This window comes from Pedobacter miscanthi (assembly GCF_032678605.1).
Lineage (GTDB): Bacteria > Bacteroidota > Bacteroidia > Sphingobacteriales > Sphingobacteriaceae > Pedobacter > Pedobacter miscanthi_A.
In genome coordinates, this window is sequence record NZ_JAVTSU010000001.1 from 36,024 (window position 1) to 59,262 (window position 23,239).

Here is a 23,239-nt window from a genome sequence, read left to right on the forward strand (position 1 = left end):
ATGTGCCGGAGTATTAGCACTAAAAGAAGAATCCTTTTTTTTGTCAAATTGCCTACAGCCGCAAGAATTTTTTTATGAAATATTTTTTATTACCTTACATTTGATTCAAAAACTAACCAAGTTGAAAGCAGCTAAGCTAGATCTAGTCGTTTTATGGAAGAAAATTTGTCTCGAAGATGATATTACATCCTTTGAGCAAGTTTATCGCTTTCTCTATAGCAGGCTGCTAAAATTCTCTGTTTATTATGTAAAGGATAAACAGGCTGCCGAAGATATTGTTACCGAAGTATTTGTGAAATGCTGGGAAAACCGTAAAGAAAGTACAGCAATACACAACCCAGAAAGCTACTTTTTTATTGCAGTAAAAAATCAATCACTTAAATACCTTAAAAAAAATTCCTCTGTTACGTTTATCGATTTAGTTGATGCTGGCGACGATTTTTCGGTGAATATGCATACTCCCGAATACCTCATCGAAACCAAAGAACTGCACCGTCAGCTCGATAGGGCCATTGCAGGTTTAGCGCCACAGGCTGCCACGGTTTTCAGGCTGATTAAAGAAAGTGGCATGAAATATAAGGAAGTGGCCGAGTTGTTGAATATTTCGCCGCGGACGGTACAAACCCAATTGTTTAGGGCGATTGCAAAATTACGTGTTGTTTTGCAGCCTTTAAATGTAAAAGATCGGGGAACAGACGAAAAAATGATTGGAAAAATCATCCCGCTGGTTATCTTAGTGGGTACTTTATCTTTTTTATATTTTTTGTAGGCAATTTTCTCATAAAAAGGAACATATCATAAAGGACGGATAAACAAAATGACAGATCAAAGATTTACAGAATTGCTTGGAAAACAATTGGCCGGAGAAATTTCGCCGGAAGAATCTGTTGAGCTGAAATCTATTTTGGCCGATGAGCCGGCACTGAAAAAGGAACATGATGTGCTGCAGGCTTATTTTGAAGCCGAAACCGTTGAAGATGAAAATATTGACCCCGTTTTTGAAAGGGTTAAAGCGCAGATTAAAATTCGGGAGCAACCGGTTTTAATTGTGAGCAAAAATAAATCGTACAATATCTGGTTTAAAATAGCTGCTGTTGTAGCCATTACGTTGGCTGCGGTACTGGTTTATAACCGTAGAATGATTTTCTCCACACAACCTGATCTAATTAATGCACAAACCAAGGCCACCGAAGTTAAAACCATTATATTGGCCGACGGCTCTAAGGTGAAAATCAATTCGGGCAGTAGCTTAAAATATCCGGCGCAGTTTAAAACCGATACGAGGGATGTTTACCTGTCAGGTGAGGCCTTTTTCGAAGTGCAAAAAGATGCTTCGCATCCTTTTATTGTACACACGGCGCAGCTTGCAGTAAAAGTGCTGGGAACTGAATTTGATGTTAAAGCCTACGCAAACGATACTTTTACCGAAACTACTTTAATCAGGGGCAAAGTGTCTGTTTCTCTTAAAAATAATAACGATCAAACTTTTATCTTAAAACCGAATGATAAATTTACTTTATCCAATGGTAAAGGAAGTATAAGTCAGTTAACGCTTTTTAACGGTTCTGGAGGTGATAAAGTAATTGAAACAGCCTGGCTCAACCACGAAATGATCTTTAAAAACAACCGTTTTGATGAAGTAGCCAAACTTTTCGAACGCTGGTACGGTGTTAAAGTGAACTTTAAGCAATCAGCCCTTAAAGCAGTAGAATTTACCGCTAATTTTGAGAAAGAAAGCCTTACCGAAGCATTAAATGTGTTAAAACTGATCGAAAATTTCAATTATTCGATAAAGGGTAAAAATGTGTATATCTACCGTTAATACAAATAGTTAAGCTGTGTATATTTGTAGCCATGAATTTTGCGCAGCGGATCATATTATTAATTGGGTTGATTTTTCCGCTATGCGCCCATGCGCAAACCAAAGTTACCTTAAATTTTAACGAAGCCAGTTTCGAAAAGGTAATAGAAGCCATACAGCAACAAACGGTTTATCGTTTTGCCTACAGCGAATCTAAAATTCCAAAACACCACTTATCCATAAAGGTAGAAGATGAAGAAGCGATAACGGTAATTGAGCAATTGCTGCTCAATACTGGCTTTATTTATTCGGTATTGCCCAATAATTTAATTGTTATCCGAAAAAATACCGAAGGGAAAATCGGTGCAGATAGTGTCCGTTTTTTAAAAGAAGTGGTTATTACGGCGCTGGGCATTGAAAAAGACAATGAGAAAGTGGGATATGCCCTAACCACCATTAAAGGATCATCGATTGCCAAGGCGAGAGAAAGTAATATGATAATGGCCTTGCAGGGTAGGGTAGCAGGACTTAATATTACGGGTGTAAACGGTGGACCGGGATCTGCTGCACGTGTACTCATCCGTGGGGTTTCGAGCATGACGGCCGCTTCTCCCTTGTTTATTGTAAACGGCGTGCCTATTGATAACAGCATCAGGGGAAGCGCAAATGAATACGGAGGGGCCGATTATGGTGATGGCATCAGTAACATCAACCCGGATGATATTGAAACGATTACCATTCTGAAAGGTTCGGCTGCTTCGGCTTTGTATGGCGCCAGGGCAGCAAATGGCGTAATTCTAATTAACCTGAAGAGTGGCGGAGAAAGCACCAGGGCAAAACTGGAATACAATACGAACTTGTCTTTTGATATTCCGGTAAATGCCACCGATTTTCAATATACTTATGGTCAGGGGGCGCAGAATAAACGGCCTACCGATCAGTATAATGCCATTTCTACCAGTTTATTGAGCTGGGGAGAAGTGATGGACGGGAAGCTGAGTCCGCAGGTTGACGGTTCTTTGCGGCCCTATAGCCCGGTTAAAAACAACATTCAGACTTTTTACCGCCCGGCTCCGGCTTTTATCAATACCTTATCACTTGTTGGGGGCAATAACCGGAATAATTACCGCGTTTCGGCATCCAATCTCGATTATAGTTCATTATTAACCAATAGTGCTCTAAACCGTAAAACTTTTAATTTTTATGGTACAGTGGCCCTAAGTAATAAGTTATCGCTCAGCCTCACCGGAAATTACATTTACGAAAATAATAAGAACAAAAGTTATCTGAGCGATGGTCCGTTGAATGCCAATTATGGTATTTCTGCACTGGCTACCAGCTTGGATCAATCGATCCTTGCACCCGGTTTTGATGCAGGAACAGGTTTCGAAAGCCGCTGGAATCCTGATGAATATAAAACCAATCCTTATTTTCTGATGAACAAACAGGCCGATTATGCCAAAAGGAACCGTTACATCACCTCGGCTGTTTTGAAATACCAGCTGGCCAGCTGGGCTGCATTTCAAGGTCGTATAGGTTACGATTCGAGCAAGGATGAAGTGGTGAGTATTCTGCCCACCGGAACAGCTTTTTCTATTAACCGGCAGGGTGGTATAAATGCTTACGATCAAAACCATACTTCAGAACTGAATAGTGATATTTTATTCAGCGCCACACACGATTTAAGCGATAAACTGAACTTCGAACTTTCAATAGGTGCCAATTATCGCGAACGAAGGGGAAACAGCGAAAAGCTAAAAGGATCGCAATTTAAAATTCCTTATCTGTATGTGCCCGAAAACCTGATTACCAGTAATAAAACCCTGGCAGTATCAAAAATCGTAACCGAATCGGCTTATTATACTGCCGATCTGAGCTATAAACGTTTTCTTAATTTTTCGGTTACGGGGCGGTACGATATCTATTCTACTTTACCTGCCCATAACCGCGGTATATTTGTACCGGGGGTATCAGGCAGTTTCATTTTTTCTGACCTGCTGAAACTAAAAGGTTTCGATTTTGGTAAATTGAGGCTTGATTTTGCCAAAACCAGTGGCGAACCCATTGTGCCTTACACCACACAGATTTATTATACGGTAGATAATCAGGTAAACGGTGTGCTGGTAGGTGGTTTTTCAGGCGATCTGCCCAATTACAATTTAAAGCCTTTTACCCTAAACGAAATAGAGGCCGGCCTTGATCTTAAATTTTTCAATAGCCGTTTGAATATCGATTTTACCTATTTCAACCGCCTTACCCACAACGAAATTATCAATGCCAAACAATCGGTTACCACTGGTTTTACCTCCGCGTATGTTAACCTTGGCGAAACCCGTAACGCCGGGATTGAACTGGCTTTGGGTTATACACCAATACTCACTTCGAGCAGTAAATGGCAGATCAACCTGAATGTTACCAAGGTGAAAAATACCCTGCTCTCTATCGATGGAAATAGCAATTATACACTAACGGGGACTTACAGGCCTTTAAATGCCAATACTGCATTGGTGGTAGGTAAACCGATAACGCAGATTATGGCCTATGATTATTTACGCGATGCCAATGGAAAAGTAATCATCGGTTCAGACGGGATACCCAAACGGGGTAATTTTATTCCCATGGGCGGTACCATGCCCACTTTGTATGGTGGCATTACGAATAGTTTTAGCTACAAACAGTTCAGTTTTTCTTTTTTGATCGATTACCGTTTTGGCAATAAAATACTTTCCGCAACCGCTTATTACAGCTATGTGCAGGGCTTAAACAAGGCTACCCTGGTTGGCCGGGAAACCGGGATTGTAGCGGATGGCGTTTTGGAAAATGGACAGCAAAATACCATCAATGTGCCTGCTTATGCTTATTATCCGGAGCTGGCAACCAATATTTCAGCATTATCAGTGCTTAATGGCAGTTTTATTAAATTGAGGCAGGCCACACTTGGTTATACTTTTAGTAGCAATTTTTTAAAAAGAAGCCCTTTTAGCAGTGTGGGGATTGATCTGGTAGCAAGAAATCTGTTTACGCTGTTAAAATACAGTGAAAATGTAGATCCTGAATCACAGTTTTCGCCTACCTTAGGTTATGCAGGGATAGAAGGTGCTTCGCTGCCGGCAACACGAACTTTTGGGATTAATTTTAATTTTAAATTCAAGTAGGATGATGGGAAAGAAGGTGTCTTTAATGGGTTTACTCTTGTTGTTTTTGTTAAACGGTTGCTCTAAAGCAAAGCTGGATGAAATTAATACCGATCCGACCAAACTTACCGAAAATAATTACGATCCGAACAGTTTGTTGGCACAGGCGCAGTTAAAATATGGCAACTTAGGATATTACCAGTTATTGTACCAAAGCACCATGATGCAATTGCTGGCCTCCAGCTATTATTATTACAACAATGGCGATAAATATATTAATGTTGGCAGTTTTACCGATTACCAGGGCCGTATTTTCGACGAGGGTTATATGGATGCCTCCTATATCAGGGAGATGCAGCGTTTGGCCAGGTTAAAAAATCCTGTAGCTTATCAAAACCTCATTGCAATTGGCGATATCATGTTTGTGCTGGTTTTGCAACGCATTACCGATACCTATGGTGATGTGCCCTATAGCGAAGCCGTTAAAGCCATGCAAGGCATTAAATACCCTGTTTACGACCGCCAGGAAGATATTTATTCACAGATGCTGAGTGATCTTGATGCTGCGATCCAACAACTGGATACTGAAAAGCCTGGTCCTACAGCCGATCTTTTTTATAAAGGCGACATCAATAAATGGAAAAAATTTGGTTATTCGTTAATGCTGCGGGTAGCGATGCGCTTAACCAGGGCTGATCCCGAAAAAGCAAGAATCTGGACTGAAAAAGCAGCAGGAAAAACTTTCCAAAGTATTAATGATAACGCAATCATGTTAACTGATGCTTCTTCTTTTAACAGTCAGAACGGAACCTCGCTTGCCTTAAGAACCTATTCTGATTACCTAGAGGTACGCTGGAGCAAAACGTTGATCGATCAGTTAAAAAACACGAACGACCCAAGATTAGGTGTTATCGGTGAAGTACCAAAAGATGGATTGGCTAAAAATGCAGATCAGAACCTGAACGGAAATAACGATGCCGGTGTGCAATTGGGTATGCCAAATGGATATGACTTGCAGGGCGGGGCAACCGATATCAGTCGCTCGCCCAACTATCCTGGTGGTACGGGTAGTGGGAGTGATTTTGCGCCATTGGGTAAATACTCGAGGCCACGCACGGAAGTATACCTTAAATTGGGTGGGCCCATTTTTATCCTCACTTATGCCGAAACTGAATTTCTACTCACCGAAGCAAAGGTGAGGGGCTGGAATGTGGATGGCATGGCGAAAGAGCATTATACCAATGGATTAACCGGAGCCATACAGTCGTTGGCGCAACTGGATCCTCTGGCTGCGATCGATGCCAACAAAATTGCCACTTTTGTAAACCAGAACCCGCTTGATGAAAGCAGCACCGAGAAAGCATTTGGTGCCATTAATACGCAATACTGGGTAACTACTGGTACCAATTTTAATTTTATAGAAGCCTGGTTAAACTGGAAAAGGAGCGATTACCCCAAACTTATTCCGGTAAACTACAAAGGCAATGTTACCAATGGAACCATTCCCCGCCGCATGATCTACCTCTCAACTGAGATTCTTAATAACCCCCAAAATTATAAAGATGCCGTGGCCAGGATAGCTGGTGGCGATGTGCTTACGGCAAGGGTGTGGTGGGATAGGTAAATCAAACTTTGGAATTGTTTGATCTCGTGGGTTGTTTTGGACTAAAGGCGTCTTATTGCAAGTTGAAGAGGCCTGGTTGCAAATTTTATTTAACCACTGAGGCACAAGGATACATCTCCCGAATATAAAAAATACCATCGTAAATATCAGTCCACGATGCAGAATCAGTAAAATGGTACACACCCTTCATCAGAAAATGTTTTTTTTTACCTGGATTTTCTTCACGAAACTGTTTAAAATTTACAAAAGAATAGGGTACAGTTTCAGGAATCCAGGTTTCGAAACTGTTCTTCGCTGGTGGCTCTATAGTAAACTTTTTGTCGATAGTAACTATACCGGAGGTTCCAATTCTGGAGTTAAAACCTAAGATATAAGTTTGTTCGTTAAGGTGTTGATCTGCTGTAAAAAAACTGCCCATCGTTTTCATCACAGTCCAATTATTCCATTTCGATTTTTTAATTAGTTCGGGGTGTTTAAGGATATGCGCATTATGCGCCCAAACAATTATTTTTTCTTTTGGAAACTTGTATTTTAACAGCCATTTTAAATTCTCAGCCATTTGTTTATCTCTAATTTCTGAGTAATTACTGCTTTTGCTTAAAAAAGAAATCTCACTTTCCGTTAAGGCCTTTAAGCTTTTAAGTAGCATGATTTCAAAAGCCGTTGTATCAGATACGGAAAGTTCACTGTTAATTTGTTGTAATGCTTCCTTAAAATTTCGCTGTTTTTGAAGATTTTTATTATACTTTATTGAATCGATAAAGGAAATAAAATCTATTTTATATTTTTCACTGTTTGCGTAGTTTATCTTTTTCCCTTTTAGATAATTGTCAATAAATGTTTTCAAATTTGTGGCGCTGTAAAGCCCATGTACTTGATTATCGAAACCAGATATGATAAGTGGCTTTTTATCTCTATAAGTTTTTGGTACATAATGGTTCAACAGATCATCACAGGAACTACATTTGGTCCATATACTAAAAATGTTGTTTAAAAGAAAAGGATCAATTTTAGACTTGTGTTTTTCCAGTCGATCCCAGCCCTCATTTAATGCAAAAAAGTCACTCTCAAAGGCCAAAACATTAAATCCTTTCTGTTCATGAAGATATTTGACCAATCTTGTTTTCGCTAGAAAAGTTGGTGAGTCACCATGGTCCTGTTCGCCTAACATCACTATTCTCGAATCGCCAATTGCTTTTCCAATGGCCTGCAATTCAGAAAAATCAGTCGAATCTGGCGATATGGTCCTAATATCAACGCGATCTTCTGTTACAAATTGCTTTATATCTTTTTGTACGCAAGCCGAAAAAATAATTGAGATGATTGTGAATGGTAATAATCGGTTTAACATATTTTTGTTATTTGATCACTTGAAGATCGAAAGATAGAGCTTTCAATCCATTTGGACTTTATATAAGTTAATATGTTTAAAGAATGGTAAACATTTAGTATTACTTAAAGCTTATTGTGTTTCAATTTTCGGTCAAGAACAGATTCCAAAAATCGGTTGTCGTCCGATAGCTATCGGATACCAGATACGAAGCTATCTTACAACTATCGCTACTAGCGAGCGTATTAGATTGCTTCGCCCGATTAAAAATCGGCTTCACAATGACCATACTTAGGCCCCTATTCCAGCTCCTTTTTTTTAAAAAAACTGACCTCTGGGGATGACGATCACTTCACTTCACCCACCTGTTAATACACCCGACGCTGTGCCCTCAGTGGTTAAATGATGGAAAATGTAAGATGGAAAATGTAAGATGGGAAATGGACTGGATTCTGCGGCGATCCGTGAAATTAGCGGGAACCAATTGCGAAATGTTTTCCGGCTAAATCGTCATTTCGACCGTAGTGGAGAAATCTAAATTTCAAATCTATCGAGATAGATCTCTCCGCTCCACTGCGTTTAGGTAAGGATGACGCCCGTTTTATTAAATTTTCATCCTGAGGCGTAGTCGAAGGATCTCTGCGCACTCGGTGGTAAAAAAAAGCGTCCTCAGCGTTCTTTGCGGTTAAAAACGCAACAACTCCCTTACAACGGTCCTGTAGAATCCCTTTTAATCAAGGTCGATTTTAATTTGGGGATCTCATCCATATCAAATGGTTTTTTATCCAATATCTTAAACAGAAATCCAGCTGCCTCCCTGCCAATTTCAAATGCAGGTTGTGTAATGGTACTTAAAGAAGGGTTTAGCAGCGGAGCTGTGCTCAAATTCGAAAAACTGATGATTTTAAGGTCGTTCGGGATTTTTAAACCCAGTTCATTGCAAACATAATAGCAGGGTAGGGCCAGCTCTTCGATAGACGAAATCACACCATCTGGTTTCTGGTTGACGATCAGGTTTTTGATGTTCTCGTAATTCAGGTCTTCATCGCTGTTATGGTTTACAATCAGGTTTTCGCCCGATTCCAGTTGATGATCTTTCAGCGCATCGCGGTAACCGGCGATCCTCCTTTTGCCCGTATTTAAACAGTTTAAAGCATAGAGGTAGGCTATTTTTTTGCATCCGTTATTAATCAAGTGTACTGTTGCATCGTAGGTGCTTTCATAATCATCAGCAGTGATTTTAATTGCGTCAATATCTTCAATGCTACGGTCGAAAAATACAAGAGGGATTTTCTTCACCAGTTCCCTAAAATGCTCCAGGTTTTCGGTGCTGCTCGAAACTGAGATCAGTATTCCATCCACGCGGCCACTCAACAGGCTTTCGGTAAAGGCAGTTTCCGTTTCGCTATTTTCATGTGTAAGGTAAATGAGCACATGATATCCACGTTTCCGGGCAATTTCTTCGATGCCGTTAATGGCCAGCGAAAAGAAGTTATTGGCAATCTGCGGGATAATAACCGCAATGGTTTTTGTTTTCTGGCTGCGGAGGTTACTCGCTGCCGGGTTGCGTTCGTATTTTAATTTTTTGGCCAGTTCCAAAACTTTTTGCTTCGTATCGATGCTGATCTCATAGCTGTCGTTAAGGGCTTTTGACACCGTTCCAATCGATATATTTAATTCTTTGGCTAAAGTTTTTACAGTAACATTCTGCCTCATTTATACAGGTTCTTTATCAGGTTTAATTTAGGATGATGATGCGTTTTACTAAAACGTATTCGTAAATAAAATTTCAGTTCGGTATCCGATTTAACAATTTTATATACAGCTTTGATAGAGAGAAATGTTCTTTTTAACGCTTCTCTTGTAACCAAATATAAAACAATTAATCCGACACCATCAAGGGACGGGTTGATTTAGGCTAACATCACATGAATCATCTGGAATTAACCGACTATGTCGTTTTTTTTATTTATTTTATTGTCATAGCCACTTACGGCTATTGGGTATATTCGAGTAAAAAAGCGGCGAGTACCAATACCAAAGATTATTTTTTGGCAGAGGGTTCGTTAACGTGGTGGGCCATAGGTGCTTCTATTATTGCTTCCAATATATCGGCCGAACATTTTATCGGCATGTCTGGCTCTGGTTTTGCTATGGGTTTGGCCATTGCCAGCTACGAGTGGATGGCGGCTGCAACCCTCATCATTGTAGCAGTATTTTTTCTACCCATCTACCTTAAAAATAAGATTTATACCATGCCCCAGTTCCTGTCTCAGCGGTACAATAATACAGTGAGTACATTGATGACGGTATTTTGGCTATTGGTTTATGTATTTGTAAACCTTACTTCCATATTTTTTCTGGGTGCCCTTGCGGTAGAAACCATTACAGGCGTATCCTTTACCGTTTGCCTCATTGCACTGGCTGTATTTTCAGTGATCATTACCCTGGGTGGGATGAAAGTAATCGGTTATACCGATGTGATCCAGGTGCTCGTACTGGTGGTTGGCGGTTTGGTAACCTGCTACATGGCCCTTAATATGGTGAGCGATAAATTTCATTTAAGTACCGTATTAGAGGCCCTGCCCGTGTTGAAAAGCCAGGCAAACGATCACTTCCATATGATTTTTTCAAAAGGAGATAAATTTTACAGCGAATTGCCCGGGCTGGCGGTGTTGGCCGGTGGTTTATGGATCAACAACCTTAACTATTGGGGCTGTAACCAATACATTGTACAAAGGGCTTTGGGGGCCGATTTAAAAACCGGACGTTCGGGCTTAATTTTCGCCGCATTTTTAAAACTCCTCATCCCCGTAATTGTGGTAATACCCGGTATATGTGCTTATGTACTTTGGCAACAGGGCTATTTTCATAAAGAAATGATGGATGCCGCGGGTAATGTAAAGCCCGATCACGCTTACCCGATTTTAATGAACCTTTTGCCAACAGGATTGAAAGGTTTGGCCTTCGCGGCATTAACAGCGGCAATTGTAGCCTCGCTTGCAGGTAAATGTAACAGCATTGCCACTATTTTTACGCTCGATATTTATAAAAAATACATTAAACAGGATGCTTCCGAAAAACACCTGGTAAATGTTGGGCGATGGTCGATTATTATTGCTTCATTAATCGCCATTGTTATTGCGCCCGCATTGCGGAGTTTCGATCAGGTTTACCAGTTTATACAGGAATATGTAGGTTTTATTTCCCCCGGGGTATTTGCCATTTTTCTGTTGGGTTTCTTTTGGAAAAGAACCACCTCTAAAGCAGCACTTACGGCAGCCTTGTTAACCATTCCTTTATCTACGCTGTTTAAATTTCTGCCCGAAATTACCCATAGAATTATGGCGCCAATCCCCTTTCTACACCGCATGAGCTGGGTTTTCTGCATTATTTTGGTATTGATGTTCCTGATTACCATTCTCGATCCGAAAAGCAAAAATAACCCGCAGGGACTTGAAGTAGATAGCAAAATGTTTAAGGTTAGCCCTTCATTTATTGTTTGTTCAGTACTCATCTGTGGTATTCTTGCTGCCTTGTATACGGTATTCTGGTAATGAACAATCTTATAAACGATTTTATACCCATGAAAAACATAATGTTATGAAAACACCAAAAAATGAAAAAATGAACCCGCTTTCTAGTCTTGATGTTTGGGAAGATGATGTGTTAAAAAGATATCCCGAACCAGGTACCCCCGCTAAGGCAAAAGAAGAGTTTAGAAATTACGACAGTCCGGAAATAGATTCCGTGCGGGAGTTTTACCGTTTAAACCACAAGTATCAAACTTACGATAACGTGCTGGCCAAAAAGGAGAACTTTTTAAAGTTTGATAAAAAGGAAATGCCCTGGTGGCAGGCTATGGAGTACCTGAATACTTTGGTTGATGATTCTGATCCTGATATTTCGCTCGATCAGTTGCAGCATTTATTGCAAACAGCCGAGGCGATCAGAGCAGATGGCCACCCTGATTGGTTTGTGCTTACCGGTTTTATCCACGATCTGGGTAAAGTGCTTTGCCTGTTTGGCGAACCGCAATGGAATGTGGTGGGCGATTCGTTCCCCGTGGGCTGCAAGTTCTCTGATAAGATTGTTTTTCCCGAATTTTTTGCTGCCAATCCCGATACCCATGATGAAAGATACAATACCAGATATGGTGTGTATAGCCACCAATGCGGGTTGGATAATATCCACATGTCGTGGGGGCATGATGAATATCTTTACCAACTAACCAAAAACTATCTTCCTGAGCCTGCTTTATATATGATCAGGTACCATTCTTTTTATTCGCAGCACCGTGAGAAGGCTTATGACCACATCCTTAATGCTCACGACCAGGAAATGTTTAAATGGGTAGATAAATTTAACCCTTACGATCTTTATTCAAAAAGCCCGAAAACCCCTGTTGTAAGCGAACTGAAGCCATATTATGAAGATCTGATTGCGAAATACCTGCCCGCTACTGTGTCGCTTTAGCGGTTTTTAAAAGAAACTAACTTATTTAACGGTATTCTATAAAATGCCGGTTGTAATGCAATGATTACGACCGGTCGGTTTTATAGTGTTTAAAAATTAAATAAAAATAACAACCAATCTAACCAAACTATTAAAACTATGCAAGGATTTTATTCTCTTAAACTCCGGTTACCGCGCCATCTTTTCCAGAAGGTGATGCTGTGTATGCTGATGATGGCGGCATCCTATGCCGTTTCCGCACAGCAGGCCGGCCGCACCGTTACTGGGCGAGTTACCGACGAAACGGACCAACCACTCAGTGGCGCTACCGTAAAGGAACAGAACAGCAGCAATGCCGTATCAACCGATTTAAAAGGCGCGTTCAAACTGAACAATGTGAAGGGCAAAACCCTCGAGGTTTCCTTTATTGGTTACAAAACAAAAATTGTGGCCGCTAATGCCGATGTAATCAATATCAAACTCGATCCCGATGCCTCTATGATGGATGAGGTAATGGTAGTAGGATACGGTAAACAGGCCAAAAAGGACGTTACCGGTTCGGTTACCCAGCTCGATGCGGCCAATTTCAGGCAGGGTGTGGTAACCTCTGCCGATAACCTGCTACAAGGCAAGATCGCCGGTGTAAGGGTGGTGGCCAGCAGTGGCGAACCCGGAGGTGGTGTGGATGTAACCATCCGCGGTACCGGTTCTATCCGCAGTGGCAGTACGCCGCTTTTCGTAGTGGATGGAGTTCCTTTAACCAACGATGATGTGAGCCCGGGCGGTTCTAACGTGGGTTTTGGTTCATCAAAAGCTAAAAATCCGCTAAACTTCCTGAATACAAGCGATATCGAGTCGATTACCGTACTGAAAGATGCTTCTGCGGCAGCGATTTATGGTGCCCGTGGTTCAAACGGTGTGGTAATTGTAACCACCAAAAAGGGTAAAACAGGTGCAGGCAGCTTTACCTACGATTCGTACCTGGGGCTTTCTAATATTGCACACAAACTCGACCTGTTGAGTGCCGATGAATACCGTGCGGCAATCAAGGATAAAGCTTTCGATCATGGTGGCAATACCGACTGGCAGGATGTAATCTATCGCCAGGCAAAAACTTTAAACAACTCGGTATCCTTTTCGAAGGCCACCAATACTGGTAACTATTATGTTTCTGCAGCGCAGATGGACCAGGAAGGGATTGTAAGGAACAGTGAATTTAAGCGTACCTCGGCCAGGATCAACGCCAACGAATCTTTTCTTGATGACAAACGTTTAAAAATCGGCATCAACCTAACCGGTAGCGAAACCCGCGACGATGGTGTGCCTACGAGCGACGATGGCGGCGCTAACGGCCAGCTAATCATTCAAACACTGATGTCTAACCCGACGCGTTCGGTGTACGATAACAATGGAAATTTTACCAACTTCAATGCCAATGCACATTATAACCCGGCTTATCTGCTGGATATTTACCGCGACCGTACCCGTACCTTAAGGGTGCTGGGTAACATGGATCTATCCTTCAGGATTGTAAAAGGGCTGGAGTACAAGTTCAATTTAGGCCTCGACCGTTCGATGGGCAAACGTAGCACCACCATTTTCCCCAACATCACAGACCTGAACCCAAGCGGAAGATATGTACAAAACAACCTCGATTCGAAGAGCACTTTGATGGAGCATTACCTAAACTACAGCCTGCTTACGGGTAAACACAAGGTCGAAGCCATCGCTGGTTTCTCTTACCAGAAATTCGAAAGAAGTGGAACCGGTTTCAGTTTAAATGGTATAGCTGCCAAAAGCGTGGGTATCCTGCCAGAGAACAATCCGGGTTATGCAGGTACACAAAACGGGGTAACAGGGTTTGCACAAATCAACGAATTGCAGTCGTATTTCTCGAGGGTAAATTATGCTTACGACAATAAATACCTGTTTACCGCATCAGTACGTGCCGATGGTTCTACCCGTTTTGGCGAAAACAATAAATACGGTTACTTTCCTTCATTCGCATTGGGCTGGAACATTGCCCAGGAAGAATTTCTTAAAAAAATCCCTGTTATCAGCGAATTGAAGCTAAGGGCAAGCTGGGGCCAAACGGGTAACCAGGAGGTGCAGAACAAACTTACACAGGCCAGTTATGCACTTTCGCCTGCCCAAGGTTACTACCTCAACAGCGACCTTGCATTGGTTAACGGTATCAACGTAATCAGGACACCAAATCCCGATCTTAAATGGGAGGTGGTTACGCAGTACAACGTAGGTTTGGACTTTGAACTCTTTAAAGGCAAACTTTACGGTACCTTGGATTATTTCAATAAAACCACTACCGATGCCATCCTTAACATCCCTGCACCGGTGCTGAGTCCTACAAATGATATCTGGGTAAACCTCGACGGAAACTACGGTGGTAAAATTGTGAACAAGGGGCTTGAATTTATGCTCGGCTCGAAACTGATTAGCAATGGTAAATTTAACTGGAATGTTGATGTTAACGGTGCAACCCTGAGCAATAAGGTAAAAGACCTCCCTATTTCGGAGATCCTTTCGGGTACCATTTCGGGGCCAGGTTTATCAGGCGTAACGGCTAACATTTACAGAAACGGGTATGCTGCGGGCTCTTTCTTTATGCTGGAACACACCGGTTTTGATAGCAAGGGCAATAATACCTTCAGGGATGTAAATGGCGACGGGGTGATCGACAACAATGACAAGGTGATCTTCCAGGGTGCTATTCCTACCTTTACCTACGGACTGAATAGCCAAATGAGCTACGGGAACTTCGACTTCTCATTCTCTATCATCGGACAGACGGGTGCTTACCTGGTGAACAACACCGGATTGAATGCATTAAACATCAATAACCTTGCATCCGACAGGAATGTATCGAGACATTATTTTGACATGGGCGCCAACCCGGCCAACCCTCCGCAACTGTCGTCATTATACCTGGAGAAATCTGATTTCATTAGGTTAAATTCGGTACGGCTGGGCTACAACATCAAAGTAAAACAATTGAGCTGGTTACAGGGCCTAGGTCTTTATGTTACCGGGCAAAACCTGTTCACCATCACCAATTACAGCGGTTACGATCCATTGATCAACAGTCCGAAGGCAGCAAATGGTAACCAGTCAATCGGTATCGATTATACCAGCTATCCAACTGCACGTACAATTATTTTTGGTGCCACCTTAAAACTATAATAAAAATGAAAAACTATCACATATTCAATATAAAAAACACAATGCTGCTTGCTACCGCGCTTGTTTTTGGTGGCTGTACCAAGCTTGATGAAAAAGTGCTTGATGAGGTGCTGGGTAGCAGTGCTTCCAATCCTGCAGGTGCACTAACAGCCGCCTATAGCCGTTTGGGCGAAGGTACCTTTGTAGATCATGGAGCGGTTTTCTCCCTACAGGAATACACCACCGATGAAGCTATTTTGGCCACACGCGGCAGCGACTGGGGCGATGGCGGCAAATGGCGCTCGATGCACGAGTTTACCTGGGCGGCCAATAACCCAATCGTTACCGACAACTGGAACATGCTAACCAACGGGATCACCCGCTCGCTCACTGCTATAAAGGAGATCACCAACAGCAGCATTGCGCAAAAAACAATCTATTTAGCCGAGGCTAAGGGCTTACTGGCTTTTTATACCTATACCACGCTTGATCTTTTCGGGCAGGCACCATACCGTGACCCAATGGACGAGAAAGCACCTTTGGAGATGAAACAGAGCGCCGCTGCAATTGATGAACTGATTTTACAGGTAGAGGCATTGATCCCAAATCTTGCACCACTGGGTGAGCAATCTACCCACAACGGCAGGTTTACCAAAGAGGCAGCTTATGGATTACTGGCCAATATGTACCTCAACCGTGCAGTTTTTAAAGATCGTTATGCGGCCACTTTCAACTTCAACGAGAAATCGGTAAACACGGCCGAAACAGATATGGACAAGGTGATCAGCTACACTTCGTTATTGATCAACTCGGGCAAATTCAGTTTACTGAGCAACTATTTCGACAACTTTGCAATCAAGAATTCTGGCGGACAGGAGTTGATTTTTGTGGTGGTACAGAAGATTGATTACCTGCGAAATGGCTCGAACTCCTTTGCTTATGTTTGTGTAGAGCGTAACCAACGTCCATCGCCGGCCAATAGAGGTACCAATGCCGCTTGTATCAGTCCACAGTTTTATGCCAGCTGGGATGGCAACCATGATGATCCCAGGTTTTCGCAGAAATACCAGTATGCCGATGGTACATGGTTTACCAACGATGGTCCGGGCAGTGTACCGGCAACCGATATCGTACCAAAAAGCAGCAACCTGCCATGGTTCCACTTTAACAGGGGTATTATGGTTGGTCAGCAGTATGGCCCCAAGCTAACCACCGGCGGCGGTTTTGAAATGACCGATAATGGCAGGATCAAGGTTTCGGAACTGGTGATGGAGAAAAGTACCTCTACCAGGATGGATTTTACACCTGAGCTTAATTTCTCGAACCCGACACAGGCAGTGTTTGCGCAGAACGAGATTAACCGCGGAGCACGCTGTTTTAAATACGAGTTCGACCCTGAATTTGATAACGGAACAAGCAATGTAGATATCCCGTTAATACGTTTAGGTGCAATCTATACCATGCGTGCAGAAGCTTATTTCCGTAAGGGGATGATGGCAGAGGCCATGGCCGATATCAACAGACTACGAACCACACGCAAGCGTGAGGCTTATTATGGCAGCACTCCTGGTACAGCAATCACCTCGCTGAACGAAGCTACGCTTTATAAGGAAATTGCCTACGAAACGTATTGGGAACTGTTGAGAAGACCACAGATGATCCGTTTTGGGAAATTTGAGTTACCTTTCAGTGCGAAACCGACTACACAACCGTTCAGAAGGATCTTCCCGATCCCGCAGGCAACGCTTGATGTAACCAAATCGATTAAACAGAACCAGGGATATTAAACCCACGATATGAAAAGTATATTTTGCTCCGGTTTATTGCTTACAGTATTTCTTTTTTTTAAGAGTGGGGACGACGATCTGCCGATCAACAAAATTCAGGTGATCGGCTCTCACAATAGTTTTAAACAGGCTATTGAACCTGCTTTGTTTAAAATTTTTCAACAAAAGGATTCCGTATCTGCCAGTAAACTGGATTATGAACATCCCGCTTATCCTGCACAGCTTGATTTAGGTTTGCGCAACCTGGAGATAGATGTTTATGCTGATGCCAAAGGTGGGCGATATAGCCACCCTAAAGGTTTGGATTGGGCGAAAAGCCAGAAAGCTTACGATGTAGAAGGCAAAATGAATGCACCAGGTTTTAAGATCCTACATATACCTGACCTTGATTTTCGGAGTAATGCCGCTACATTAACAGCGGTATTGCTCCAGCTCAGGGCATGGAGCGAACAACACCCTGATCATCATCCTGTATTTATTACGCTCGAAGCAAAAGACGATTCGGTTAAGGCAGCCGGTTTTACACAGCCCGAAAAATTTGTACAAGCCACTTTTGATGAACTTGATAAAACCATCATCAGTGGTTTAGGTCGAAAACATTTAATTGTTCCTGATGAGGTAAGGGGGAAATATCAAACGCTGGAACAGGCGGTTTTGAAGGGCAGTTGGCCAACGTTAAAATCGGCTAGGGGAAAATTTATTTTTGTGCTCGATGCGCAAGGAGCAAAGCGATCGTTATATATCAAAGATCACCCGAGTTTGAAAGGCCGTGTACTGTTTGCAAATGCCGATCCCGGAAATCCGGAAGCAGCCATCATGTTCAGGAACGATGCAAAAGATCCCGGCATTCCGTTATTGGTTAAACAGGGTTATATTATCCGTACCCGTGCCGATATTGATACGAAACAGGCCAGAACTAACGACCGGTCTTACTTCGAAGCGGCATGTAAATCAGGTGCACAGATTATTACCACTGATTATTATCAAAAAAGTACACACTTTAAGAGTGATTACACTGTGAGTTTTGAAGGGGGAGGATATTTTAGGCGAAATCCACTATTTTCCTCTACATCGTCATTTCGACCGTAGTGGAGAAATGTGTTTAGATAGATCTCTCCATTCCACTGCGTTCCAGTCGAGATGACGATTTTTTTATTGGAGTTTTTGATGGGTTTGCTAAATAACTCCCTTCCAGTTGTCGTCATTCATCCTGAGCATAGCCGAAGGATCTTTGCCGTAAAAGCCACGGATCCACGGATTAACCCGGACTTTGTATTTTCAGCTCTGTTTCCTCTGTGCCTTTCTCCATGCACACTGTGGTTAAACGATAGAAAACGTTAAAAACCTATCGCTTATGCAACTTTTTATAACGCGATGGCGATGTACCCGTAATCAGTTTAAACAAGCGCGAAAAATAGTATTGGTCTGAAAAACCCAGCTCAGCACAGATTTCTTTAATGCTCATATCGCTAAAATAAAGGTATTGGCAGGATTCCTGTATTTTAAGCTGGTTAAAATAATTAATGGGCGAACTGCCTGTTTTCTGTTTAAAAGACCTGAGGTAATGTGATGCCGATAAGTTTTGCTGGATGGCCAGATCTTCAACCGTAAACTTTTCCTTCAGGTTTTTTTTCATATAAAGGATCGATTTACTAATGGAGTTGGTATTGTACACATCAGGGTTTACCTCTTTATAATAAATAAACGACGACATAAAGTTCAGGAATTTAATGTTGATGATCTCCATGTCCTTTTCATCTACACTTTGTTCCAGTAAGGTGTAAATCAGGTTAAACTGTTTAATACGGCTCTCCACAAAAGGTATTTCCAGCACCTGTGTTAAGTTGCCATCGGCAAAACGGTTAAAAATACTTTCCGCAATATCACCACTAAAATGTGCCCAAAAAATGCTCCACGGACTGGTTTCATGGCTCTGATAGTGATGACTCACATTTTTGGGGATTATGTAATAAGCGTTGGGACTAAGCAGCAACTTTTTACCCAGGATGTTGATGTAACCAAAACCTTCGGTACAGTAAATAAAGATATAATCTTTACTGCCCGATTTTCGCTCGATATGATGGTTGGCCGCCTTGGGGTAGTGGCCTATTGCCGTTAAATAAAAAGTTTTAACAATAGGGTTGTTAACGATCTTTTTCCTGATGTTTGGCGGAAGTACAATACGTTTCTGGCCGATAAAGCCTTCTTTGATCTTTTTTTTAGGCTCAATGATTTTTTGCTCCATTAAATTTTAAGAAGATTGGGATGTATAGGGATTTGGTTAGCTTTTACTATAAACGTATTATTAACGAATTTACCGCTAAAGCATAACAATATAGGTGTTTATGATTTAAAAATGAACTGATTTTATACAAAAATTGATATTTTTTTTATCTCTGCCAAATTTTTGCCTGATGATCGTATTGTCCATCTTTTTTTTGGGTTTATCCATTTTAAAAGGGAACTATCTATCATAAGTTTACCAAACCAAATATAACTCATATGATTGTCATCCTACAAAATCCCCAAACTGCACAAAGTTTTAAACTATCCAGAGGATATTATTAAAATGAATTGCCTGTATCTAAAAACAATAGTTAAAAATCCCTAACCAAATAATTTATGAAGTCATTTTTTACTAATTCTGACATTAGGTGGCTCTGCCGGAAACACGTTTTTCTAAATGTGTTTAAGTGCATCCCATTTTTGTTCTTCGTCTTTATTGGCCTGCAGGTAACTGCGCAGACCAGAACAACTGTAACCGGAACCGTTAGAGACACTACTGGTGTAGCTTTACCGGGCGTAACGATAACCGTTGAAAACAGTAAAACCGGTACACAGACCGATAACAACGGTAAGTTTGTAATTGATGTGGCCAAAGGCGGTGCACTTCGCGTGGCCCTGGTAGGTTATACTACAAAGCGGATAGTGGTAACCGAAAGCACAGTATATAATGTAGTATTAAAAGAATCGGTAGTGATGATGGCCGATGAGGTAGTAATTACCGCAATGGGCCAGAAACAGCGGAAAGAAGCTGTTGTAGGTTCGGTAACCACCATAAAACCCGGTGATTTAAAAATACCCGCCAGTAACCTTACCAATGCACTCGCCGGACAGGCGGCCGGTATTATTGCCTACCAGCGCAGTGGGCAGCCCGGGCAGGATAATGCCTCTTTCTTTATCCGTGGCGTAACCACATTCGGTTATAAACAGGATCCGTTGATTTTGATTGATAACGTGGAGTTAACAGCCAACGATCTTGCCCGCTTACAAACCGACGATATTGCCAGTTTCTCCATTTTAAAAGATGCGAGTGCCACAGCACTTTATGGTGCACGTGGTGCAAACGGTGTAATTTTAGTGAGTACAAAAGAGGGTAGGGAAGGTAAAGCGAAAATCAACTTCCGTTCCGAATATTCTTTATCGCAATCTACCCAAACCCTTAATCTGGTAGATCCGATCCAGTATATGGAACTGTTTAACGAAGCTTCGTTAACCCGTAACCCAACGTTACCACTGCCCTTTAACCAAACCAAAATAGACAATACCCGCGCTACCATAAACGGTAGTCCTGGGAGCAATCAATATGTATATCCGGCTGTCGACTGGATTGATATGTTGTTTAAAAAGCAGGCCAGTACCCAGCGTAATAACTTAAGTATCAGCGGTGGTGGTGGTGTTGCCAAATATTACATTTCCGGCTCATATAATATTGATAATGGGATCTTAAAAACAGATGTCCGGAACAATAATGAGAACAACGTAAACTTTAAAAACTACCAGTTACGTTCCAACATCAATATCAACCTGAGCAAAACAACCGAACTGATTGTAAGGCTTTCGGGTACTTTTAGCGATTATAACGGACCAATAACCTTAGATGGTTCATTTGCATCCGATTTATATGCCATTGCTTCTCACGCCAGTCCGGTATTGTTCCCGGCATATTATCCTGCCGATGAGGCAAATGCAGGTGCAAACCACATTTTATTTGGTAACGTAGGCGGGCCCGATGGTACCAAAAACAACAGTATCCTTTATCCAAACGGAAACCCTTATGCACAGCTTTTAAAAGGGCATAAAAGTTCTTCCGAATCGCGTATGTCGGCCCAGTTAGAGTTAAATCAGGATTTTAAATTTATTACTGAAGGGCTTAAATTAAGAACGATATTCAACACCAACAGGTATTCTTATTTCGATTCGCAGCTGGCTTATTCACCTTATTTTTACAGTGCTGACAGTTACGATAAAGCAACAAATAACTATACTTTAACCTGGCTTAACCCTAAAAATAACGTAAGCAATAATGTACCTACCGAATACCTGGTGTACAATAGGAGCGAGCCAAATGCAAACTCCTTTTTCTATTTTCAGGGTGCTTTAGATTATAACCGCAAATTCGGCGATCATACCGTGAGTTCTACCATTATTGGTACGGCACAGCAAACATTATATTCGAGTGCAAAAGATCCCCGCACCAATACCACTACCTTACCATATTCGTTGCCTTTCCGCAACATGGGGGTGGCCGGCAGGGCAACCTATTCATTTAAAGACAGGTATTTTGTAGAATTTAACTTCGGTTTAAACGGATCTGAACGTTTCTCTGCAGAACACCGATTTGGGTTTTTCCCAACCGTTGGTGGTGCCTGGGTACCATCAAACGAAGCTTTCTGGCCTAAAAATGATATCGTTAACCGCTTAAAAATACGTTTCAGTCATGGTTTGGTTGGTAACGATGCCATCGGCTCGCAACGCTTTTTCTACCTTTCGGATGTTAACCTGAATGGTGGTAACTTTGCGCAGTTTGGTATCAACAACGGGAATCAGCTTAATGGTGTTTCCATCAGAAGTTATGCAAATTCTAACATTACCTGGGAAACCTCAAGACAAACCAACCTTGCAGGAGAAATTACGCTGTTAAAAAACTTCAATATCATTGCCGAGTTCTATAAAAACCACCGTTACGATATTTTACGTAAACGGAATATCCCGGCTACCGAAGGTTTCGAAACCGATGTATTAACCAACCTGGGTGAAGTAGACTCTAAAGGGATTGACTTATCTCTTGATTATAAGAAAACCTTTGATAATGGTCTTTGGAGTTCGGTACGTGGAAACTTCACTTATTCGACCAATAAATATACTTATATAGAGGAACCAAATTATCCTGAAACCTGGAGGCATTTTATTGGTCAGCCCATCAGCAGGGGGTATGGTTACATTGCCGAACGTTTGTTTGTGGATGATGCCGAAGTAAAAAACTCACCTACGCAACAGTTTAATACCAGCGATGCATATGGTAACAGCATTACAGGTGCCGTGCCACGAGGTGGTGATATTAAATACCGCGATTTAAACGGCGATGGCAGGATTGATGACCTTGATATGGCCTTTATGGGTTATCCAAGCACGCCAGAAATTGTGTATGGTTTTGGTTTCTCTACAGGTTATAAAGGTTTCGATCTTTCAGCATTCTTCCAGGGACAGGCCAGGGTATCTTTCTTTATCGATCCCAGAACAACAAGTCCGTTTTTAGAGCGTAACGTAGCTTATGTAGAAGGCAGGGCACAGGTGCTGCAAGCTTATGCAGATAGTCACTGGTCTGAAGAAAACCAGGATTTATTTGCCACCTACCCACGTTTGGGTACTACCTCGGCCGTGGTAGCCAATAACCTTCAGCCAAGTTCATGGTGGTTAAGGGATGGAAGTTTTATCAGGTTAAAATCAGTAGAAATTGGTTATACCCTTCCGAAAAACCTGTTAAAAACCTTAAGGCTTTCTAACTGCCGCGTTTACCTGAATGGTTTAAATCTGGTTACCTGGAGTAAATTTAAAATGTGGGATCCTGAACTGGGAGGCAATGGATTCTCTTATCCGATCCAGAAAGTGTTCAATTTCGGGTTAAACGTGAATTTATAATGCTAACCA

13 protein-coding genes are annotated in these 23,239 nt (G+C 41.8%); 10 read left to right on the forward strand and 3 right to left on the reverse strand.

Features of this window, described 5'->3' with window-relative positions:
* Positions 1–121 precede the first annotated feature (121 nt).
* The 4 genes from R2R28_RS00105 to R2R28_RS00120 are packed head-to-tail and all read left to right on the forward strand — an operon-like array spanning position 122 to position 6,559.
* A complete protein-coding gene (locus tag R2R28_RS00105) occupies positions 122–769 on the forward strand; it encodes an RNA polymerase sigma-70 factor (protein WP_316823668.1) in 648 nt (215 codons plus the stop codon).
* Positions 770–817: 48 nt separating this feature from the next.
* Complete coding sequence (locus R2R28_RS00110; protein WP_316823669.1) at positions 818–1,822, forward strand: FecR family protein; 1,005 nt, start codon at positions 818–820, stop codon at positions 1,820–1,822.
* Positions 1,823–1,854: 32 nt separating this feature from the next.
* Entirely contained in the window at positions 1,855–4,956 is a 3,102-nt protein-coding gene (locus R2R28_RS00115; protein WP_316823670.1) for a SusC/RagA family TonB-linked outer membrane protein, read from the forward strand.
* 1 nt (position 4,957) lies between these two features.
* The gene (locus tag R2R28_RS00120; protein WP_316823671.1) at positions 4,958–6,559 is read left to right on the forward strand and encodes a SusD/RagB family nutrient-binding outer membrane lipoprotein; all 1,602 of its coding nucleotides are present in this window, start codon (positions 4,958–4,960) and stop codon (positions 6,557–6,559) included.
* An 85-nt stretch (positions 6,560–6,644) separates the two neighbouring features.
* Here R2R28_RS00120 and R2R28_RS00125 read toward each other — a convergent pair whose 3' ends face one another.
* Positions 6,645–7,910 carry an erythromycin esterase family protein gene (locus tag R2R28_RS00125; protein WP_316823672.1) on the reverse strand — a complete coding sequence of 422 codons (1,266 nt, stop codon included), beginning with the start codon at positions 7,908–7,910 and terminating at the stop codon, positions 6,645–6,647.
* Between the two features lie 684 nt (positions 7,911–8,594).
* Positions 8,595–9,605: a LacI family DNA-binding transcriptional regulator gene (locus tag R2R28_RS00130; RefSeq protein ID WP_316823673.1), complete on the reverse strand. Its 1,011-nt coding sequence runs from the start codon at positions 9,603–9,605 to the stop codon at positions 8,595–8,597.
* A 212-nt stretch (positions 9,606–9,817) separates the two neighbouring features.
* Between R2R28_RS00130 and R2R28_RS00135 the strand changes: the two genes are divergently transcribed.
* From R2R28_RS00135 to R2R28_RS00155, 5 genes are all read left to right on the forward strand, one after another.
* Positions 9,818–11,446, forward strand: coding sequence for a sodium/sugar symporter (locus tag R2R28_RS00135; protein ID WP_316823674.1), 1,629 nt, complete (start codon positions 9,818–9,820; stop codon positions 11,444–11,446).
* Between the two features lie 46 nt (positions 11,447–11,492).
* Positions 11,493–12,365 (forward strand): inositol oxygenase family protein, encoded by an 873-nt coding sequence (locus R2R28_RS00140; RefSeq protein WP_316823675.1) that lies wholly within the window; start codon positions 11,493–11,495, stop codon positions 12,363–12,365.
* A 138-nt stretch (positions 12,366–12,503) separates the two neighbouring features.
* Positions 12,504–15,542 carry a TonB-dependent receptor gene (locus R2R28_RS00145; RefSeq protein WP_316823676.1) on the forward strand — a complete coding sequence of 1,013 codons (3,039 nt, stop codon included), beginning with the start codon at positions 12,504–12,506 and terminating at the stop codon, positions 15,540–15,542.
* A 5-nt stretch (positions 15,543–15,547) separates the two neighbouring features.
* Positions 15,548–17,308 (forward strand): RagB/SusD family nutrient uptake outer membrane protein, encoded by a 1,761-nt coding sequence (locus tag R2R28_RS00150; protein ID WP_316823677.1) that lies wholly within the window; start codon positions 15,548–15,550, stop codon positions 17,306–17,308.
* A gap of 9 nt (positions 17,309–17,317) precedes the next feature.
* Complete coding sequence (locus tag R2R28_RS00155; RefSeq protein ID WP_316823678.1) at positions 17,318–18,397, forward strand: phosphatidylinositol-specific phospholipase C1-like protein; 1,080 nt, start codon at positions 17,318–17,320, stop codon at positions 18,395–18,397.
* A gap of 256 nt (positions 18,398–18,653) precedes the next feature.
* Here R2R28_RS00155 and R2R28_RS00160 read toward each other — a convergent pair whose 3' ends face one another.
* The gene (locus tag R2R28_RS00160) at positions 18,654–19,553 is read right to left on the reverse strand and encodes an AraC family transcriptional regulator (RefSeq protein ID WP_316823679.1); all 900 of its coding nucleotides are present in this window, start codon (positions 19,551–19,553) and stop codon (positions 18,654–18,656) included.
* A 440-nt stretch (positions 19,554–19,993) separates the two neighbouring features.
* Here R2R28_RS00160 and R2R28_RS00165 point away from each other — a divergent pair, with 440 nt between their 5' ends.
* Positions 19,994–23,230: a TonB-dependent receptor gene (locus R2R28_RS00165; RefSeq protein ID WP_316823680.1), complete on the forward strand. Its 3,237-nt coding sequence runs from the start codon at positions 19,994–19,996 to the stop codon at positions 23,228–23,230.
* The last annotated feature ends 9 nt before the right edge of the window (positions 23,231–23,239 follow it).

Excerpts from the sequence above, each read along its gene's own strand:
- R2R28_RS00110 (WP_316823669.1), top strand. The coding sequence starts at position 818 with ATGACAGATCAAAGATTTACAGAATTGCTTGGAAAACAATTGGCCGGA.
- R2R28_RS00115 (WP_316823670.1), top strand. The coding sequence starts at position 1,855 with ATGAATTTTGCGCAGCGGATCATATTATTAATTGGGTTGATTTTTCCG.
- R2R28_RS00120 (WP_316823671.1), top strand. The coding sequence starts at position 4,958 with ATGATGGGAAAGAAGGTGTCTTTAATGGGTTTACTCTTGTTGTTTTTG.
- R2R28_RS00125 (WP_316823672.1), bottom strand. The coding sequence starts at position 7,910 with ATGTTAAACCGATTATTACCATTCACAATCATCTCAATTATTTTTTCG.
- R2R28_RS00130 (WP_316823673.1), bottom strand. The coding sequence starts at position 9,605 with ATGAGGCAGAATGTTACTGTAAAAACTTTAGCCAAAGAATTAAATATA.
- R2R28_RS00135 (WP_316823674.1), top strand. The coding sequence starts at position 9,818 with ATGAATCATCTGGAATTAACCGACTATGTCGTTTTTTTTATTTATTTT.
- R2R28_RS00140 (WP_316823675.1), top strand. The coding sequence starts at position 11,493 with ATGAAAACACCAAAAAATGAAAAAATGAACCCGCTTTCTAGTCTTGAT.
- R2R28_RS00145 (WP_316823676.1), top strand. The coding sequence starts at position 12,504 with ATGCAAGGATTTTATTCTCTTAAACTCCGGTTACCGCGCCATCTTTTC.
- R2R28_RS00150 (WP_316823677.1), top strand. The coding sequence starts at position 15,548 with ATGAAAAACTATCACATATTCAATATAAAAAACACAATGCTGCTTGCT.
- R2R28_RS00155 (WP_316823678.1), top strand. The coding sequence starts at position 17,318 with ATGAAAAGTATATTTTGCTCCGGTTTATTGCTTACAGTATTTCTTTTT.
- R2R28_RS00160 (WP_316823679.1), bottom strand. The coding sequence starts at position 19,553 with ATGGAGCAAAAAATCATTGAGCCTAAAAAAAAGATCAAAGAAGGCTTT.